The 14982-nt window shown below is 38.2% G+C and carries 24 protein-coding genes; all 24 read left to right on the top strand.

Annotated features, from left to right (window positions below):
* The first annotated feature begins 169 nt into the window (after positions 1 to 169).
* Positions 170 to 508: a hypothetical protein gene (locus tag IGI96_RS04600; RefSeq protein ID WP_438784876.1), complete on the top strand. Its 339-nt coding sequence runs from the start codon at positions 170 to 172 to the stop codon at positions 506 to 508.
* Positions 509 to 766: 258 nt separating this feature from the next.
* Positions 767 to 958, top strand: a complete 192-nt coding sequence (locus IGI96_RS04595; protein WP_438784875.1) for a hypothetical protein — start codon at positions 767 to 769, stop codon at positions 956 to 958.
* 1 nt (position 959) lies between these two features.
* Positions 960 to 1499, top strand: coding sequence for a YopX family protein (locus tag IGI96_RS04590; RefSeq protein ID WP_438784874.1), 540 nt, complete (start codon positions 960 to 962; stop codon positions 1497 to 1499).
* Entirely contained in the window at positions 1489 to 1689 is a 201-nt protein-coding gene (locus IGI96_RS04585; RefSeq protein WP_438784873.1) for a hypothetical protein, read from the top strand. The genes IGI96_RS04590 and IGI96_RS04585 overlap by 11 nt, the downstream gene beginning before the upstream one ends.
* A 95-nt stretch (positions 1690 to 1784) precedes the next feature.
* Positions 1785 to 1916 (top strand): hypothetical protein, encoded by a 132-nt coding sequence (locus IGI96_RS04580; protein WP_438784872.1) that lies wholly within the window; start codon positions 1785 to 1787, stop codon positions 1914 to 1916.
* The gene (locus IGI96_RS04575) at positions 1894 to 2643 is read left to right on the top strand and encodes a phage antirepressor (protein WP_438784871.1); all 750 of its coding nucleotides are present in this window, start codon (positions 1894 to 1896) and stop codon (positions 2641 to 2643) included. Before IGI96_RS04580 ends, IGI96_RS04575 begins: the two co-directional genes overlap by 23 nt.
* A 93-nt stretch (positions 2644 to 2736) precedes the next feature.
* On the top strand, positions 2737 to 3141 hold the full coding sequence (locus IGI96_RS04570) for an ArpU family phage packaging/lysis transcriptional regulator (protein ID WP_438784870.1): 405 nt from the start codon (positions 2737 to 2739) through the stop codon (positions 3139 to 3141).
* Positions 3142 to 4454: 1313 nt separating this feature from the next.
* Positions 4455 to 4541 carry a putative holin-like toxin gene (locus IGI96_RS04565; RefSeq protein ID WP_438785127.1) on the top strand — a complete coding sequence of 29 codons (87 nt, stop codon included), beginning with the start codon at positions 4455 to 4457 and terminating at the stop codon, positions 4539 to 4541.
* Positions 4542 to 4740: 199 nt separating this feature from the next.
* Positions 4741 to 5097 carry a phBC6A51 family helix-turn-helix protein gene (locus IGI96_RS04560; protein WP_438784869.1) on the top strand — a complete coding sequence of 119 codons (357 nt, stop codon included), beginning with the start codon at positions 4741 to 4743 and terminating at the stop codon, positions 5095 to 5097.
* The gene (locus tag IGI96_RS04555) at positions 5090 to 6388 is read left to right on the top strand and encodes a PBSX family phage terminase large subunit (RefSeq protein WP_438784868.1); all 1299 of its coding nucleotides are present in this window, start codon (positions 5090 to 5092) and stop codon (positions 6386 to 6388) included. Before IGI96_RS04560 ends, IGI96_RS04555 begins: the two co-directional genes overlap by 8 nt.
* A 10-nt stretch (positions 6389 to 6398) precedes the next feature.
* Positions 6399 to 8063 carry a phage portal protein gene (locus tag IGI96_RS04550; protein ID WP_438784867.1) on the top strand — a complete coding sequence of 555 codons (1665 nt, stop codon included), beginning with the start codon at positions 6399 to 6401 and terminating at the stop codon, positions 8061 to 8063.
* Positions 8050 to 8970, top strand: a complete 921-nt coding sequence (locus tag IGI96_RS04545) for a minor capsid protein (RefSeq protein WP_438784866.1) — start codon at positions 8050 to 8052, stop codon at positions 8968 to 8970. The genes IGI96_RS04550 and IGI96_RS04545 overlap by 14 nt, the downstream gene beginning before the upstream one ends.
* 139 nt (positions 8971 to 9109) lie before the next feature.
* Positions 9110 to 9736 carry a DUF4355 domain-containing protein gene (locus IGI96_RS04540; RefSeq protein WP_438784865.1) on the top strand — a complete coding sequence of 209 codons (627 nt, stop codon included), beginning with the start codon at positions 9110 to 9112 and terminating at the stop codon, positions 9734 to 9736.
* Positions 9737 to 9749: 13 nt separating this feature from the next.
* Positions 9750 to 10145 carry a hypothetical protein gene (locus IGI96_RS04535; RefSeq protein WP_438784863.1) on the top strand — a complete coding sequence of 132 codons (396 nt, stop codon included), beginning with the start codon at positions 9750 to 9752 and terminating at the stop codon, positions 10143 to 10145.
* Positions 10146 to 10159: 14 nt separating this feature from the next.
* Positions 10160 to 11266, top strand: a complete 1107-nt coding sequence (locus IGI96_RS04530) for a major capsid protein (protein WP_438784862.1) — start codon at positions 10160 to 10162, stop codon at positions 11264 to 11266.
* Between the two features lie 75 nt (positions 11267 to 11341).
* Positions 11342 to 11698 carry a phage head-tail connector protein gene (locus IGI96_RS04525; RefSeq protein WP_438784861.1) on the top strand — a complete coding sequence of 119 codons (357 nt, stop codon included), beginning with the start codon at positions 11342 to 11344 and terminating at the stop codon, positions 11696 to 11698.
* Positions 11698 to 11979, top strand: a complete 282-nt coding sequence (locus tag IGI96_RS04520) for a hypothetical protein (protein ID WP_438784860.1) — start codon at positions 11698 to 11700, stop codon at positions 11977 to 11979. Before IGI96_RS04525 ends, IGI96_RS04520 begins: the two co-directional genes overlap by 1 nt.
* Positions 11976 to 12320 (top strand): HK97 gp10 family phage protein, encoded by a 345-nt coding sequence (locus tag IGI96_RS04515; protein WP_438784859.1) that lies wholly within the window; start codon positions 11976 to 11978, stop codon positions 12318 to 12320. The genes IGI96_RS04520 and IGI96_RS04515 overlap by 4 nt, the downstream gene beginning before the upstream one ends.
* A gap of 16 nt (positions 12321 to 12336) precedes the next feature.
* Positions 12337 to 12675 (top strand): hypothetical protein, encoded by a 339-nt coding sequence (locus IGI96_RS04510; RefSeq protein WP_438784858.1) that lies wholly within the window; start codon positions 12337 to 12339, stop codon positions 12673 to 12675.
* Between the two features lie 11 nt (positions 12676 to 12686).
* Positions 12687 to 13286 (top strand): phage major tail protein, TP901-1 family, encoded by a 600-nt coding sequence (locus IGI96_RS04505; protein ID WP_438784857.1) that lies wholly within the window; start codon positions 12687 to 12689, stop codon positions 13284 to 13286.
* Between the two features lie 86 nt (positions 13287 to 13372).
* The gene (locus IGI96_RS04500; RefSeq protein WP_438784856.1) at positions 13373 to 13630 is read left to right on the top strand and encodes a hypothetical protein; all 258 of its coding nucleotides are present in this window, start codon (positions 13373 to 13375) and stop codon (positions 13628 to 13630) included.
* Between the two features lie 19 nt (positions 13631 to 13649).
* Complete coding sequence (locus IGI96_RS04495) at positions 13650 to 14132, top strand: Ig-like domain-containing protein (RefSeq protein ID WP_438784855.1); 483 nt, start codon at positions 13650 to 13652, stop codon at positions 14130 to 14132.
* A 60-nt stretch (positions 14133 to 14192) separates the two neighbouring features.
* Positions 14193 to 14666: a tail assembly chaperone gene (locus tag IGI96_RS04490; RefSeq protein WP_438784854.1), complete on the top strand. Its 474-nt coding sequence runs from the start codon at positions 14193 to 14195 to the stop codon at positions 14664 to 14666.
* A gap of 89 nt (positions 14667 to 14755) precedes the next feature.
* On the top strand, positions 14756 to 14977 hold the full coding sequence (locus IGI96_RS04485) for a hypothetical protein (RefSeq protein WP_438784853.1): 222 nt from the start codon (positions 14756 to 14758) through the stop codon (positions 14975 to 14977).
* Positions 14978 to 14982 lie beyond the last annotated feature (5 nt).

The following is a 14982-nucleotide window of genomic DNA, read 5'->3' as shown; positions in this document are numbered from 1 at the left end:
TCAGTCAGCTATCCGACGAAATAGAGGAATTTCTATTTTTTACAACTTTCATACAATAATCGATGAAATTTCACAACCGAAAGCAAAAAAATACTCTATCACTACGTGCAATGTTAACACTTTGCCTTTTTTGTGAAAAAATGTCAACCGCAGGAAGCGAGGAATGATTATGAGTGAATTAATAAAAAGATTGAAAGAAGAACGTATTCAAGGAAGCAGCGCTGTACTCAATTACTCGAATTTTGATTACTGGGTAAATTGGGACGATATTGTTGAAATTGTTGAAGATCACGATCAACCGCAACTCAACGAGAATCAGCAGGTCGTTTTGGATTGGTTGAAAAATAGATATACAGGTAACGCAGACCCGTTTGGAGTAACGGCTTGCTTATTCTCTCAAACGCCACGATCTGAAGTTATTGTCGCTACGCTAAAATTGACAAGGGACGAACAAGCACAAGTCCTAAAAATATTTGCGAATTGGACATTGGAACAGGTGGAAGATTGATGAACAGGCGCCAAAAAAACAAACAATTTAAAAACTGGCTAATCGAAAACGGTTATCCAGATAAAAAAGTAGTACTTTATTGTTCAGAATGTGGAAGTAGATTGAGTTTTAAGAATGAATACCATAAAAGGCACCTTGTGTGTGACGAATTTTGCTATATGCATAGCTTAGGTCTTGGGTGGAATGATTTTCTGTGATGAGCTGTTGGACAAGCAACGAATTCCGCAATCGTCAGCGATAGCGAACAGGAGGGATAAGATGAAATACATCATTACTACTGACAACGAGGAACAAGGCTGGCTTGATTCCTTTAATGATTGGGCAAATTTTTCATACAAAATGAATGAAGAAGTCAAAGAAGATCTAGATTCTGTAAGGAAAAATATTTACAGATTTAACAATGAGGTTGCTTGCGGGCCCGCTATTTGTTTGATTGAACAGGAGGGATAAGATGGTACCAAAATATAGGGCTTGGTTGAAATATGAAAAAGAGATGAAGAATGTTTTAGCGTTTGACACAAGAGGGCACAGTTTCTTGGGAATTGAAGGACCTCACGTAACAGTTGATGGCTGGTGCGACAATTTTGAGGTTGGTAAACAAGCAGTACTTATGCAATCCACTGGCTTGAAAGGATATATGTCAGATTCACACGAAGACGATGAAGAAAAGGACGTTTATAGAGGTGACATCATTGATATCTTTTGGGAAGAGTGGCCCATGGGCTATTACCAAGAAAATCATATGATCGGTGTGGTTGATAAAGACGAAACAGGAACAGCATGGATAATCAAAGATGCCAAGTACGACTTCGACACTCCCAAGCCTATACCTAGTGAAATTGATGGGATTTCTGTTTCCATGAGTTTACCTGATGCGGAAGATTTAGAAGAAATATTCTTGCACAATTTTAATTTAACCTCTAGCGATATAACTATTTTAGGTAACATCTACGAGAACCCAGGACTATTGGAGCCAGCCAATGAAAGTTAATCATTATACAGTATTAGCTATTGTATCAATACTGCTAACGATCGCAGGCTTGAGTTGGCTATCCTATACAATAATTGACCAGCAAAAGCAGATCGTGAAGCTAGAACAGCAACTGCAACATGACCAGATGAAGTACAAGATAATTATCAATGATCCGTTAGTCAGGGATGCGATGGAAGCGGGAGGATGATTATGACAGGTGCAGTGTTAGGAGTTGTTGCGTTTACGGTAATCTTTGCCGTAAGCGTGATTATTGTAAGGGATTAGATAAAAAGGAGCGTTATGATGGGGAAGACGAAATCAAAAATCAAAAAGAAGAAGCGTAAGTTGTTAGAGAAAGCCAAAATGAACGGGACTGTGAACGATAAATATTTGAAGAAGGAGAAGAAAGCAGATGGGAACACCACAAATTTTTAGTTTTGAAGATAATCAAGTAAGAACGTTTTTAGTAAATGATGAGCCGTATTTTGTAGGGAAAGATGTGGCAGAGGTTTTAGGATATGAAAGAGCTGATAATGCTATCAGAAATCATGTTGATGAAGAGGATAAGCTGACGCACCGAATTAGTGCATCAGGTCAAAATCGTAATATGACAATCATCAATGAATCAGGGCTATACAGCCTAATTCTTAAATCAAAACTTCCAAATGCAAGAAAGTTCAAACGATGGGTTACAAGTGAAGTGTTACCAACAATCAGAAAAACAGGTAGTTATACAAATGTTCCTCGTTCATTTGCGGATGCTTTGCGTTTAGCAGCTGATTTGGAAGAAGAAAAAATGATGCTCGAACAGCAAATAGCTGAATATGAACCGAAAATCACTTATCTTGACACGATTCTAGCATCAAAAGATGCAGTGACTATTTCACAGATTGCAGCGGACTATGGAATGTCTGCTGTACAATTCAACAAGCTGTTGCATCAATTAGGTGTACAAAGAAAAGTTAGCGGTCAATGGCTGCTGTATAAGAAGCATATGAATTGCGGGTACACAAAATCTCATACAAGCGAAATTGTCCAGACTGATGGAACGAATAAAATTGTGATGAGTACCAAGTGGACCCAAAAAGGAAGATTGTTTATTTATAATTTGTTGAAAGAAGAAGGTTATTATCCTCAAATGGATCTTTGGGAAATAGCATAAAAAAAGGCAGCCGTTCGATGGCTGCCTCGTACATAAAAAGAAAATCAATAAAAGAATGTCTCAACTTATTAAGTATATCATATTTCGAGGTGGTTGGAAATGATAAAAGAGGCAGACATCAAACAAACGAAAGAAAATGCGAGATCTATTCTAAGACAGTATCGTACTCTAGAACGTAAGGCAGGTAGAAGTCCGATTGATATACGTTCGCCATTCATCAATGATATGCCTAAAGCGCCTAAGAACGGGAACAAAACAGAAGAGGCAATGATTCAGCACATCGAAACAAAAGAGAAAATTCAAGCGATAGAATATGCATTGAGTCGATTAGGACTGATGAGCAGACAGGTACTGTATTATACATATTGCGTAAGAGACATCATGACAAACGACGAAATTGCAGATAATTTAGGCGTAGCTACAAGAACGTTAAATCGAATGAAGTCGGAAGCTCTATTGGAATTCGCTGATGTATTCGGTATAGTCGCTTACCGCTGAAAATTTTGGCGTAAATGGCGCAAATTTGGCCTTTTTGGCGTAGATTTGGCGCAAATTATCCGTTCACCCGTGTTATTATGATAGTGTCGAAAGAGTAGGTGGTCGGTGATTGGACTACTCACAATATTCCATCAACCGAAAGGAGGCAATCTCCTTATCGCTTATTCTTCTTTGGCAGAAGACAGGACAGAAGACGGCAATATTTACAAAGGAGTTGAGTTCACTCCTTATCTTCATTTGCCGTCTTTATATTATTTGAAGATTGAAAACTTAATAGATTGTGAACCTAGTGTAGAACGTTTGAACAGCGTGCTAGGATAGCATGGCATAAATCTGAATATGATCAAAGGTGCGATAGTGTCTTTGATTGTAGGTATGTTGTATGGTGACATGTGAGGAACTATTAGTAAAAGCTAATATCAGTTAAGTGCTATGTGGAGTGCACATGGATTGTAAGGTACAAGACTCTTGGGGGATACAATAGACGCTCCTGTGGAGAAGAATCTAAGTTAGGTGAAGTGTGAGAAGCTTGGCAGACCTTAGAAAACTCGAAAGACTCCCTTTGACGAGAACTGCAGAAATGCAGGTTTAACAAGAGAACTTGGTACAAGTAGCCTAAGTCAGTTTCAGGGACATTATTATAATAACAGATGGGTTTATGTAATAAATACTTTAAAAGCTGAATGTTTAGGTGAACGTTGTTAGCCACCGTGCTAGACCATACATGAAAAGCAAAGAGAAGCTATTGGGTAGCTCCCGATGGTTCAGCCTCTTTGAGTATGTGACTGAATGCAGTGAGTGTGTATGAAGCAGGAAGAAAAGCCCACAATCTGTTAAGTTTTGAGTTTTTAAACTTGTCGCTGTGGCGGAAGATCCGCACAATCTGGGCGTGAGTAATCACGAGATATAGAGTGTAATTAACGGAGCAGAGAGTTCCCAGTCCGTATTACCGAGTGGGGCAGCACCACTCCAGTGACATTGAGATTGAGCAAAAGCACGTGGCAATCAGCCCTTGAGTTATCCCAAGGCTTTTGTCGGATAAACAATCTCGTAATTAGGGTTTATAGTCATCCCGACTGCCAGTCAGCGAAAACTTGTTACATAAGCCACACTGCGGAAACAGGAAGTGGCGAACAACCTAGTATTGTTATATACGTGCCAGATTGGCTAGGCAGTTTGGCATATTTTTTCTAGTCTAAGGAAGAAAAGTTAGATATAATACATTTTGTAGAAAAGTGAAAAGATGGTGGCTAATCTCTTGAAAAAGGGGTGATGCCTATGGTTCATAGCTTTATCCCTAGAAGGGAGTAGGCATGTCTGTATTTGAAGCATTATCACTGATGATTGCTTTTGCGACATTGGTATTGCTGATCACAGATAATAAAAACCAAAAAAAATAACCATCTAACACTTTGACAGGTCAGTAGATGGTTAAAACACTATTGATGGTCACCGTCTTTTTAACGGTTCTACATGGGGCGTGTTTGCAGCACGTCCTTTTTCTATGTCTATTATATCATGTGAAAATAGAAAATCAATTCAGGATCACTCGATGAGTGGTCTTTTTGTTTTAGTTTTTTTTAGTTTGGAGGCGATTTTTTGAAATTGACTAAGAAGCATGAAATGGCTATACAATTACTATTTGAAGGTTCTTTGAAGCGACAAGAAATTGCTCAAGAACTAAAAATAAGTGAACAAACGTTATACAATTGGATGAAGGACGAGGATTTTACGAGCGCTTATGACAATTATGTGAAGGTAATTATGAGTAAGTCATCAGGGAAAGCATTGAAAACAATGTTAAATTTACTGAATGCAAAATCTGAAATGGTTCGATTTAATGCAGCCAAAGATATTTTAGATAGAGGCGGATTTGCTCCAGTAAATAAACAAGAAGTGACAGCCATACAGCCGCCGACTTTTGTTGATGATATAGGTGATACAGATGATGGTTAAGCATTTATCTGAATTTCTTCCGAAAGCTTTTCACGAAACATGGAAAGCTGCGATTAATCCTGATATTTTGCATGTTGTTGAAAAAGGGGGGCGTGGTTCTGGAAAATCATCGGATATCGCTCACATCTTGATTCAATTGATCATGCGCTACCCGATTAATGCTGTTGCTATTCGTTTCGTAGATAATACAATTGAACTTTCGGTTTTCGAGCAATTGAAATGGGCAATCGAAGAACAGAATGTATCAAATTACTTTCGAATCAATAAAAGCCCAATGAAGATTACTTATGCACCTAGAGGGAATTATATTGCTTTTCGTGGCGCACAAAATCCAGAACGAATTAAGTCTTTGAAAGACAGTCGATTCCCATTTGCGATAGCGTGGATAGAAGAATTAGCAGAATTTAAAAAAGAAGAAGATGTTACAACTATCACTAACTCGTTATTACGTGGCGAACTGGATGATGGTCTTTTTTATAAGTTTTTTTACAGCTATAATCCGCCCAAACGAAAACAGAGTTGGGTCAATAAAAAATATGAAACGAGCTTTCAGCCGGCTAATACATTTATCCATCATTCTACGTATCTAGATAATCCGTATATAGCAAAAGCTTTCATCGAAGAAGCAGAGGCAACGAGAGACAGAAACCAAAGACGTTATGAATGGGAATATCTAGGCAAAGCAATCGGTTCTGGAGTTGTGCCATTTGATAATCTGAAAGTTGTGGCGGGAAGCATCACAGATGAAATGGTTGCCAATTTTGATAATGTCCGGCAAGGGCTTGATTATGGCTATGCCACTGATCCTCTTGCATTTGTTCGCTGGCATTATGACAAGAAACGAAACAGTATCTATGCTATTGATGAATTGTATGAAGTTAAATGTAGCAATAGACGTGCTGCACAGTGGATCAAGAGCAAGAAATACGATTATCAAGATATCATTGCAGAAGTTGAGCCGAAATCAAACGCTGAGATGAAGAACGAACACGATATATCAAGAATAAGACAAGTTACCAAAGGACCGGACAGCGTTGAGTATGGGGAAAAGTGGCTAGACGATTTAGATGCTATCTACATAGACCCGCTACGAACACCTAATATCGCTAGGGAATTTGAAAATATCGATTACCAAACGGATCGTGACGGAAATCCTAAGCCTCGTTTAGAAGACAAGGATAACCATACGATTGATGCTACTCGATACGCATTTAACGATGATATGAGAAAGAAACCAGAACCAGTCAACGTCAAAAAGACGATTAACACATTCAAAAAACTAGGATTGTAGGGGTGATCCAATGGAACGTAATATACAGTTATTAAGTGGTAAACGGTTTGATGATGAAGCGAACTTAGTGTATAAAGTGCCGGTCGATAGATTGCCGAAACGAGAAATGTTAAATCAACGAACAGAAGAAGTTGAACAGGTAATCGATTTCGAACATGAAGACATTTGGGAAATGATTGTTAAATTTATCAGGCACCATCAAGACAAACAGGTGCCAAGGCTTAAAGAGTTGAAACGCTACATGTTAGGTTATAACAATATTAAATATCGTCAGGATAAAACAGAGGGTAGATCGGATAACCGTATTGCAAGTGATTTTGCAAATTTTATCGTTTCGTTTAAGCTTGGGGTTTTGCTCGGTAATCCGTTGAGATACGGTGGAGACAAGTTAATAGCAGAAAAAATCAATACATTTGCTAGTCAATCAAACGAAGACTACCACAATCAACTGATGGGGCGTGATATGTTTGGCCTAGGGCGAGCGTATGAGTGGATCGGTCGTGACGAATATGGAAAAGAGGCATTAGCCAAATTTGATGCAGAACAAACATTTATCATATACGACAACACAAAAGATCGTAATTCGATTTGCGGTGTCCACTACTACAAAGAAGAGTTTTTAGATAAAACGTGGACACGAATAGAACTATATACTAATAGCGGATTAAACTATTACTTAATAGCAGAAAATGATGATTTAGAGAAAGCTGAAATCGAAGAGAATGGTATTGTTGAAAGTTATTTCGATTCGGTCCAAATCAATGAATGGATAAACAACGAGGAACGTTTAGGCGATTTCGAACGTGTACTCGATTCGATTGATGCATACGACCTTTCGCGTTCTGAGATGGCTAACTTCCAACAAGATTCATCGGAAGCATATTTGGTGATTAAAGGCAATCCTGATACTGCAGATGATGAAGAAGGCGACAATAGCAAGACGGAATTGTTCAAAGATATGATACAAGCTAGAATGCTTGTTTTAGGCGACAAAAAGATATATGACGGTAATATAGCCGGAGCTGAACCTGATGCGTATTACCTAAAGAAAGAGTATGACGTTGCAGGAATGGAAGCTAATGACAGTCGGACAGTTGCTGACATCTTGCGCTTTACATCTCTTATTGATTTTACTGACGAGAACATCGGGTCTAACCAGTCGGGCATTGGATTCCGTTTCAAAGGTTGGGGGTCAGATAATGACCGAAAGAACAAGGAACGCATGGTCAAAAAAGCTATTATGCGCCGGCTACGGTTACTTACCCACTCTTGGAGCATTAAAGATGAATTGAATAAACCACAAGGCTTGATTGGTACAGTCAAAGCCTTTTTTGTTTCTGATGAAAAGCAACAAGAGCAGCTATACAACAAAGTAAACGAGATAAAAATACAATTTACTCCCAATGTACCGCAGTCTGACGAAGAAATCATGAATGTTATTTCTGGAATGGTCGGTATTGTATCGGATCAAACATTATGTGAAATGGCTGAGCGATTGACAGGTATTCCGTTCGAAGAAGAACTTAAGCGATTGAAGAAGCAAGATGAACAAACATCAGCTAGACGTCCTGAAAAAGAAGTAATCGAACAAACAGATACTGAAAAAGAGAACAAACAAGTCGAAGAAAATAAAGCAACTATAGAACAAAAGGATGAATTAGATGCCGAAGCTTGAAAAGTCAGCTAATTATTGGTCAAGTCGCATGGATGAAATTATGGCTTATGTAGATCAAACCGATCTTGATTTTTTCGATGAATTACAAACTATTTACACAGAAGGTCGTCAGAGCGTGCAGAAAGAGATTTATGAATTTTACGCACAATATGCCAAGGAAAATAAAATCTCTGTACAGGAGGCAAAAAAACGGCTAATGCGTGAAGATTTGTCAGACTATCGAGCGAATGCTGAGAAGTATTTAAAACAAGCAGAAAAAGATCCTGAGCTTTTGAAACGATTGAATGAACAATATAGAGCTGGAAGAGTTACTAGACTTGAAGCATTACACCTCAATTTTGAATGGCAATTAGGCGTTATGAGTGGCACCTTGCATAAATCATTCGATCGGTATCTAAAAGAGGTAGCACAATACGCTTACCGTAAAATAGCAGGTGGTAATTCGCAAAGTACACTTAATAAACCTGCGCTAGAACAGATTGTAAAAACACCTTTCAACGGTAAAAATTACTCTGCCAGTATATGGGGGAATACAGATGATCTTGCAAAGGATTTAAAAAAAGTACTTACCCAAGGCTTTATACGCGGATCTGGTTCATCGGATATAGCTCGTGAATTACGTAAAAAATACAGCGTAGCTAAAAGTAGAGCAGAAGCGATTATTAGAACAGATGGAACTAATGTTATCAATCTTTCCGCGGCTAAACGTTTTGAAGAGTTCGGATTGACAAGATATAAGAATAATGTCCATGTTGATAATAGAACGACTGATATTTGTTTGAAAATAGACAGTGAAGATAAGTCGTATTTATTGTCCGAATATAAACCAGGCATAACAGCTCCGCCTTATCATGTGAACTGTAGGACGGGGATTGTTCCTGATGATTCAGAATTGGGTTATGAATAATATGAAATGAAGGTCTAGTTAGTAGCTAGGCTTTTTATTATGCCCTCTACTGCTCGGGGCTATATAAATTGAGCTGTTTCGACTGACTGGCGTAACCAGTTAAATTATCGGGTAGCGGCGTAACCGTGGAGGAATAATCATGAAGAAAAAACGTTTATTAATGCCTATGAACCTACAATACTTTGCTGAAAATCCAGATGGTGGCAATGGTACATCGCCGGCGGAACAAACTACTCCACCAGATAATAAGCAAAAGGATGAAGAAACAGGCAAAACATTTTCTCGTGACGAAGTAGCGAAAATGATTGCTGCTGAAACAACGAAAGCTGTTAAAGCTGCTGAAAAAAGATGGCGCAAAGAAAAAGATGAAGCTGATAAGCTTGCCACAATGGACGAAAAAGAGAAAGCTGATTACGAAAAACAGAAGTTGGAAGATGAATTAGCGGAGTATAAACGTAAAGATGTTTTACTTAAGATGTCAGAACAAGCAAGTGAAATGTTATCTGATAAAGGCGCTAATCCTACAAAAGAAATGCTTAAGTTGATTGTAACGGAAGATGCTGAAACCACAGCAGACAATGTTAAAACGTATTTGGCATCGATTGATGCGGAACGTGAAGCGATCAAAGCGGATTTTGAAAAACGTCTTGGCGGTCGTATCCCATTGGATGGGACAACAAATAGTTCTGTTCAAGGTGAATTTGGCAAACAACTAGCACAAAGAACAGCAACAAAACAGCACAAACACACATATTTTAAAAATTAGGAGGAACAGATAGATGGAAAAACGAGTATTTGGTTCTAAACGTCAAATCTTAGCGGATGTAAATAATTATAAATCTCTATCGGTAGTTGTTGGCGTAACAGGTGTTACGGCTACAAATGCACAAGGCAAAAAATATATTCCTGCTGGTACACCAGTCGGCGGTAGCAATGATCCTTTTGCGGATGAGCAAGCTGTCGTAACAGTTACTAATGATGCTGGAACAGGAGCGAATGCAAAAGGTGTATTATTGCACGATGTCGTTTTTGAGGCAGAAGCAGAAAAAGCAAATGGTACTTTGTTGTACTTTGGGACTGTTAATGAACTGCGATTAGAAACAGGTTTGACAATCGTGACTCAAGCAAAAACAGCGCTTGATGGAAAAATCTATTTTGTAAAACGAAACAACTAATAGGAGGTAATAGCATGAAAGTGAATATACGTAAAGAAACACTAATGAAAATGAATTTGCAATATTTTGCGGCATTTAACGTTTTTGATTTAGTTCAAGCGCCTAATATTGCCACATATTGGGCAGAAAAAATCAATGAACAACAACCATTTCTTGGTGAAGAGTTATTTCCTGATGATAAACAACTAGGGACTAAGCTATCTTGGTTGAAAGGAAAAACAGGATCACCTATCGCTTTGCGCCCTTCTGCGCTAGATGCTGATGTGATTCCTCGAGGACGTGAAGGATTTGAAGAAATGATCGGAGAGATGATCTTCTTCAAAGAATCTAAGTACATTGACGAAGAATTACGACAACAACTTAACCTTATTAGTCAAACGAACAATACACAATATCGAGACATTATCCTCAATCGTATTTTTGACGATACTACTGATCTATTGCGAGGTGCGGCTGTCCGAAGAGAAATTATGCGGATGCAAATGCTGACAACAGGAACAATCACAATTGCCGAGGGTGGACAGGAATACTTTATCGATTATGATATCCCGGATAGTCATAAAGGCGAAGCTACTGTTGCTTGGAGTGATACTGATGATGCAGATCCAATCGAAGATATCGAAACTGCGATTGCTGCGTTAAAAGCTGATGGTGTAGAACCTGCTCGAGCAATTCTTAACAATAAGACATTCCGCTATTTGCGACAAAATACAACGATTAAAGCGACTATTTTGGGTAATAATGCAAATGCACAAGCTGCAAAATTATCTAAACAAGCACTGTTGGATTACATTGCGGAAGAATTGAATTTAGAAATTGTTGTTTACGATAAGGTGTACACAGATGCATCAGGCACTAAGAAATTTATTCCTGATGATGTATTTGTACTATTGCCTGCACAAACGTTAGGAAAAACATGGTTTGGTACAACGCCAGAAGAATCCGATCTTATGGCTGATCAAAATGTAGCCAAAGTTTCATTGGTTGATACCGGAGTAGCAATCACGACAACTAAAAAACCAGACCCTGTTAATGTAGAAACGAAAGTGTCTATGTTAGCTTTACCGTCGTTTGAACAATCTGATGCAGTATACATTTTGGAGACTACGCCGGGGGAGTAACACCGCCATCGGTTGAGGATGTAACACCGACAGCTGATGGCGCAATCATTACTTTATCGTAACGGGTGATTAGATATGCTGGATGAAATAAAAGTATTCTTAGGAATAGAAGAGGAAGACTATATCCAAGATCGTTTATTGAATTTAATCATCATCGAAAGCAGAGAACGTATTTTATCCACTTTAAATCAATATGCGATAAAAAATGGAGCGAAAAAATTTGCTGATATTCCAGATGATTTATCGTATATTCATCGGGACGTGGCTATCAAACGATTTAATCGTATTAATAGCGAGGGAACGTCTTCTGATAGCGAAGAGGGTCGATCGTATACGTGGGAAAAATCCTATCTTAGTGAGTATTTTGATTTATTTGACGAATACACAAAGCAAAATATTACGAAAAGAAAAAGTATAGCGAGGTTTATCTGATGAATTACAGTAATCGGGTTAAACTAATCTTTGAAAAAAAAATACCGGGTTACCTCGACGACGACACGATAAAAGAATGTGAAAAAATCGTCCCTTGTGGTGAGTGTGGATTATCAAACAATGAACAAATTGGAATTTTTGGGAAATATAATCAATCTGCTTTTAAATTGTATATTCAAGGGATTCAAAAAGATTTCTCTAGAATTGAGTACAAAGGTGTTGAACGTTCTGTTTATCTAACAAAATGGCATCGAAATTCTACCGTGGTGATCCTTACATGAGTAGAAGTGTAAAGATTCAAGGTTTGAAAAAATTTATGCGTGAAGTTAGCAGAAAAGGTCCTGCTTTAGATCAAGCAATAGACAAAGAAATTAAATTGTCTGCTTTACGGGTTGAAAGACGAGCAAAGAAACTTGCTCCGTGGGATACAGGGTGGTTATCCAATAATATCTATGCCAGTGTTGTTGGTTTGATGCAAGCAGAAGTGATTTCACCAGTAGAATATTCTATTTTTGTAGAATACGGAACACGCTATATGTTCGCGCAACCTTTCCTTTTTCCTTCGGTTTATGCAGATTGGCCGTTGCTACAAAAACGATTAACAAAACTTGTGAGAGGGTGAGGGTATGTGCTCTCTGATGACACGATATCTCAAGGAAGTCGCTGATAAGTTAAATACTACGGATATTCCAGTGATGTTTAAACTCCCTGACGAAAGTGTTAGGGAGCCTTTTTATGTAATTGGTACACACACAGGTGATGATTCTCTTAGCGCTAAATTTGGTAAAGCTATTGTTGATACAAGCTTACAAATTGACTTGTTTTATCCTGTTTCAAGCAGAACGGGGATAGAAGAAGCAATACACGCTACGAAAGCAGCACTAAATACAAGAATTACACATCAAATTTTGATTGATAATTCGATTGGACGTGAAGTGTATCACGTAATTTTTACTATCAACAAATTAATTAAATAGGAGTGATATAGATGGCAGAAATAGTGAATAACGGCGTGCAAAAAACAACTGGTAGCGCGCTGTCAGGTAAAAAAGTATGGTATTTTTTACAATCGGTTGAAGTGCCTGTCGGTTCTAAAGCTCTATTGCCGGGGTTCCAAACAGAAGGGACTGTGACCTATGGCGGTGAAAATACAGATGAACAGACGAAAATGGGACGAATAATCACTAAATCTACGGACGAACATTCTATTGATTTAACTCAATATTTTGATCCGACTGACGATAGCGTAAGCGTCGTTAGAGACGCTAAAAAGAATGGTCAGTCCGTAAAAGTGTGGAGAGTAATCATCGATGAATCGGTTGCTGAAACAGTAGAAGATGAAGATTATAAATTATATCCAGCGGAATTCGGTTATGGTATGCCTGACGAAGTAGAGATATCAGACGGCGACGAACTTGTTGAAGTTTCTTACACGCTTAACATTATCGGCTCGCTTAAGGATGGAAAATTCCCATTAACCGACGATGATATCCAAGCAATCGAATCATTGTATGATTATCAAAATCCGGGTGAAACAACAGGTGACTATAATAATATTTCAACGGAGGAAGAAGACCCGGGGGAGTAGATCCCCCATCAGTTGATGACGTAACACCGACGGCTGATGGGGCAATCATTAATTTGTCTTAAAAATAAAGAGAGAGAGGAATAAAAATGGCAGCAGATACATTTGCATTATATAAATCATCGGACAACTCAAAGGTGACAGAAGGAGAATCACCTTTAACCTTGACAGGGTTAGCACCAGGTACGGTAGTTGCACAAGGCGATTACAAGGTTTCACGTATTAGAGATGGTCGAGAATCCGCGAAAGTAGATGTAACTGGATTTACTGTATTAGAAGAAGTTCCTGTACCTGTTTTAGGATCAGTAACACCGACAGCCGATGGTGCGGAAATTGAATTAACATAAAAAGAAAGGATGAATACTAATGGCAGATACATTTGCGATTTATAAGACAGAAGATAATTCTAAAGTGGCAGAAGGAGAATCGCCATTGGCAATTACTGGATTAGATCCGGAAACAGTTGTTGCAGAAGGAGATTATCAAGCTGTTAGAGTCCAAGATGGACGAGAATCAGAAAAAGTAGATATTAGTGCGTTCACTGTGTTAAAAGCTGGTGTACCTACTAAGATTAGCTTTGTGGTTACGCCGAAAGCTGGAGGATGTGATTTTGTCATTACTCCTGCATCAACAGCAACGCAAGAAGGTGTAACAGGATATAAATGTTATATCAAGAAAGCTACAGAGCAATGGTCAGCAGCTACAATGACAACTGTTACAGAGACGACGGGTTCATACTCATCTTTGGAAGATGGCGTTAAATATTCGCTAGGTATTGAAGCGGTAAACGCAACAGGATCAAGTCAACGTGTATCTCAAACGTTTGTTGCTGGTGCACCATCATCGTAATAGAAAATAGAGTAAGGGTTAACCAGTGTGTTAGCCCTTTTTATTTATGGAGGGATAAAAATGTCATTTGATATTACAGTAAAAAATAAATTAGTTCAAATTAAATTCAATTATGCGCTAAATTTTAGAGCGAATAAGAAGCTGGGTTCTAAGGATAAAGATGGGAATAGACAAAATGATGGTGCGGGTGTTCTTTTTGTACAAGTTCTAGAAAAAGAAGATGATGCATTGATCAATCTTTTACAGCTTGTCGATAAAGGATTTACAGAAAATGATATTTTAGATGCGGTACAAAATTACACGGATAATCTTGTTGAAAATGGCTTGAGCGAAGAGCAGGCATACAATCAAATCTTCGATGATCTCAAAGAAGAGATGTTAAACTCAGGTTTTTTCGTGAGCAAGATCAGGAAATACACAGAGAATATGGAGAAAGTTCTCGAGATTCTGTCAACACGGAAAACAGAGGAAAGCAAATTGCAAGCAAGCGAGATCAAAAAATTGGTGGAAAAAATCAAGAAAGAGATCTCATAGTATCTTGTGCGAGATACGGTTTAACGGATATTGACTTGATCATGAGTTGTTATTTGTGGGAGCTGGAAGCAATTTTAGAAGGATTAAGTTTGCGTGAACTGGATAAGCAGGAACAAAATGCGATTTTTGGATTCAATTTGCGCTATATCCTCAATGCAAAAAAACCGCAGTTGCAGAAAGTTATCAATAAAAATAAAGCTGAAAACAAGATAAGATCAGCTTTTGAACGGAACACATATCAAGTCGAAAAAAGAAACAACCGTCTAGGTAAGGCGCTAAATGCTTTAAAACATTTCAAAAATAGGAGGTGAAGTAT

This window comes from Enterococcus sp. DIV0421 (assembly GCF_051713745.1).
GTDB classification, from domain to species: Bacteria; Bacillota; Bacilli; order Lactobacillales; family Enterococcaceae; genus Enterococcus_D; species Enterococcus_D casseliflavus.
Note: the sequence above shows the minus strand (reverse complement) of the source record. Positions and strands in the feature narration are given on the sequence as shown.

Bases quoted from the DNA above. Each gene is read 5' to 3' on its own strand.
- IGI96_RS04540 (WP_438784865.1), top strand. From the start codon at position 9,110: ATGAAGAAAAAACGTTTATTAATGCCTATGAACCTACAATACTTTGCT.
- IGI96_RS04520 (WP_438784860.1), top strand. From the start codon at position 11,698: ATGAATTACAGTAATCGGGTTAAACTAATCTTTGAAAAAAAAATACCG.
- IGI96_RS04510 (WP_438784858.1), top strand. From the start codon at position 12,337: ATGACACGATATCTCAAGGAAGTCGCTGATAAGTTAAATACTACGGAT.
- IGI96_RS04500 (WP_438784856.1), top strand. From the start codon at position 13,373: ATGGCAGCAGATACATTTGCATTATATAAATCATCGGACAACTCAAAG.
- IGI96_RS04555 (WP_438784868.1), top strand. From the start codon at position 5,090: ATGGTTAAGCATTTATCTGAATTTCTTCCGAAAGCTTTTCACGAAACA.
- IGI96_RS04535 (WP_438784863.1), top strand. From the start codon at position 9,750: ATGGAAAAACGAGTATTTGGTTCTAAACGTCAAATCTTAGCGGATGTA.
- IGI96_RS04515 (WP_438784859.1), top strand. From the start codon at position 11,976: ATGAGTAGAAGTGTAAAGATTCAAGGTTTGAAAAAATTTATGCGTGAA.
- IGI96_RS04575 (WP_438784871.1), top strand. From the start codon at position 1,894: ATGGGAACACCACAAATTTTTAGTTTTGAAGATAATCAAGTAAGAACG.
- IGI96_RS04550 (WP_438784867.1), top strand. From the start codon at position 6,399: ATGGAACGTAATATACAGTTATTAAGTGGTAAACGGTTTGATGATGAA.
- IGI96_RS04595 (WP_438784875.1), top strand. From the start codon at position 767: ATGAAATACATCATTACTACTGACAACGAGGAACAAGGCTGGCTTGAT.
- IGI96_RS04590 (WP_438784874.1), top strand. From the start codon at position 960: ATGGTACCAAAATATAGGGCTTGGTTGAAATATGAAAAAGAGATGAAG.
- IGI96_RS04545 (WP_438784866.1), top strand. From the start codon at position 8,050: ATGCCGAAGCTTGAAAAGTCAGCTAATTATTGGTCAAGTCGCATGGAT.
- IGI96_RS04565 (WP_438785127.1), top strand. From the start codon at position 4,455: ATGTCTGTATTTGAAGCATTATCACTGATGATTGCTTTTGCGACATTG.
- IGI96_RS04530 (WP_438784862.1), top strand. From the start codon at position 10,160: ATGAAAGTGAATATACGTAAAGAAACACTAATGAAAATGAATTTGCAA.
- IGI96_RS04525 (WP_438784861.1), top strand. From the start codon at position 11,342: ATGCTGGATGAAATAAAAGTATTCTTAGGAATAGAAGAGGAAGACTAT.
- IGI96_RS04505 (WP_438784857.1), top strand. From the start codon at position 12,687: ATGGCAGAAATAGTGAATAACGGCGTGCAAAAAACAACTGGTAGCGCG.
- IGI96_RS04600 (WP_438784876.1), top strand. From the start codon at position 170: ATGAGTGAATTAATAAAAAGATTGAAAGAAGAACGTATTCAAGGAAGC.
- IGI96_RS04585 (WP_438784873.1), top strand. From the start codon at position 1,489: ATGAAAGTTAATCATTATACAGTATTAGCTATTGTATCAATACTGCTA.
- IGI96_RS04580 (WP_438784872.1), top strand. From the start codon at position 1,785: ATGGGGAAGACGAAATCAAAAATCAAAAAGAAGAAGCGTAAGTTGTTA.
- IGI96_RS04495 (WP_438784855.1), top strand. From the start codon at position 13,650: ATGGCAGATACATTTGCGATTTATAAGACAGAAGATAATTCTAAAGTG.
- IGI96_RS04490 (WP_438784854.1), top strand. From the start codon at position 14,193: ATGTCATTTGATATTACAGTAAAAAATAAATTAGTTCAAATTAAATTC.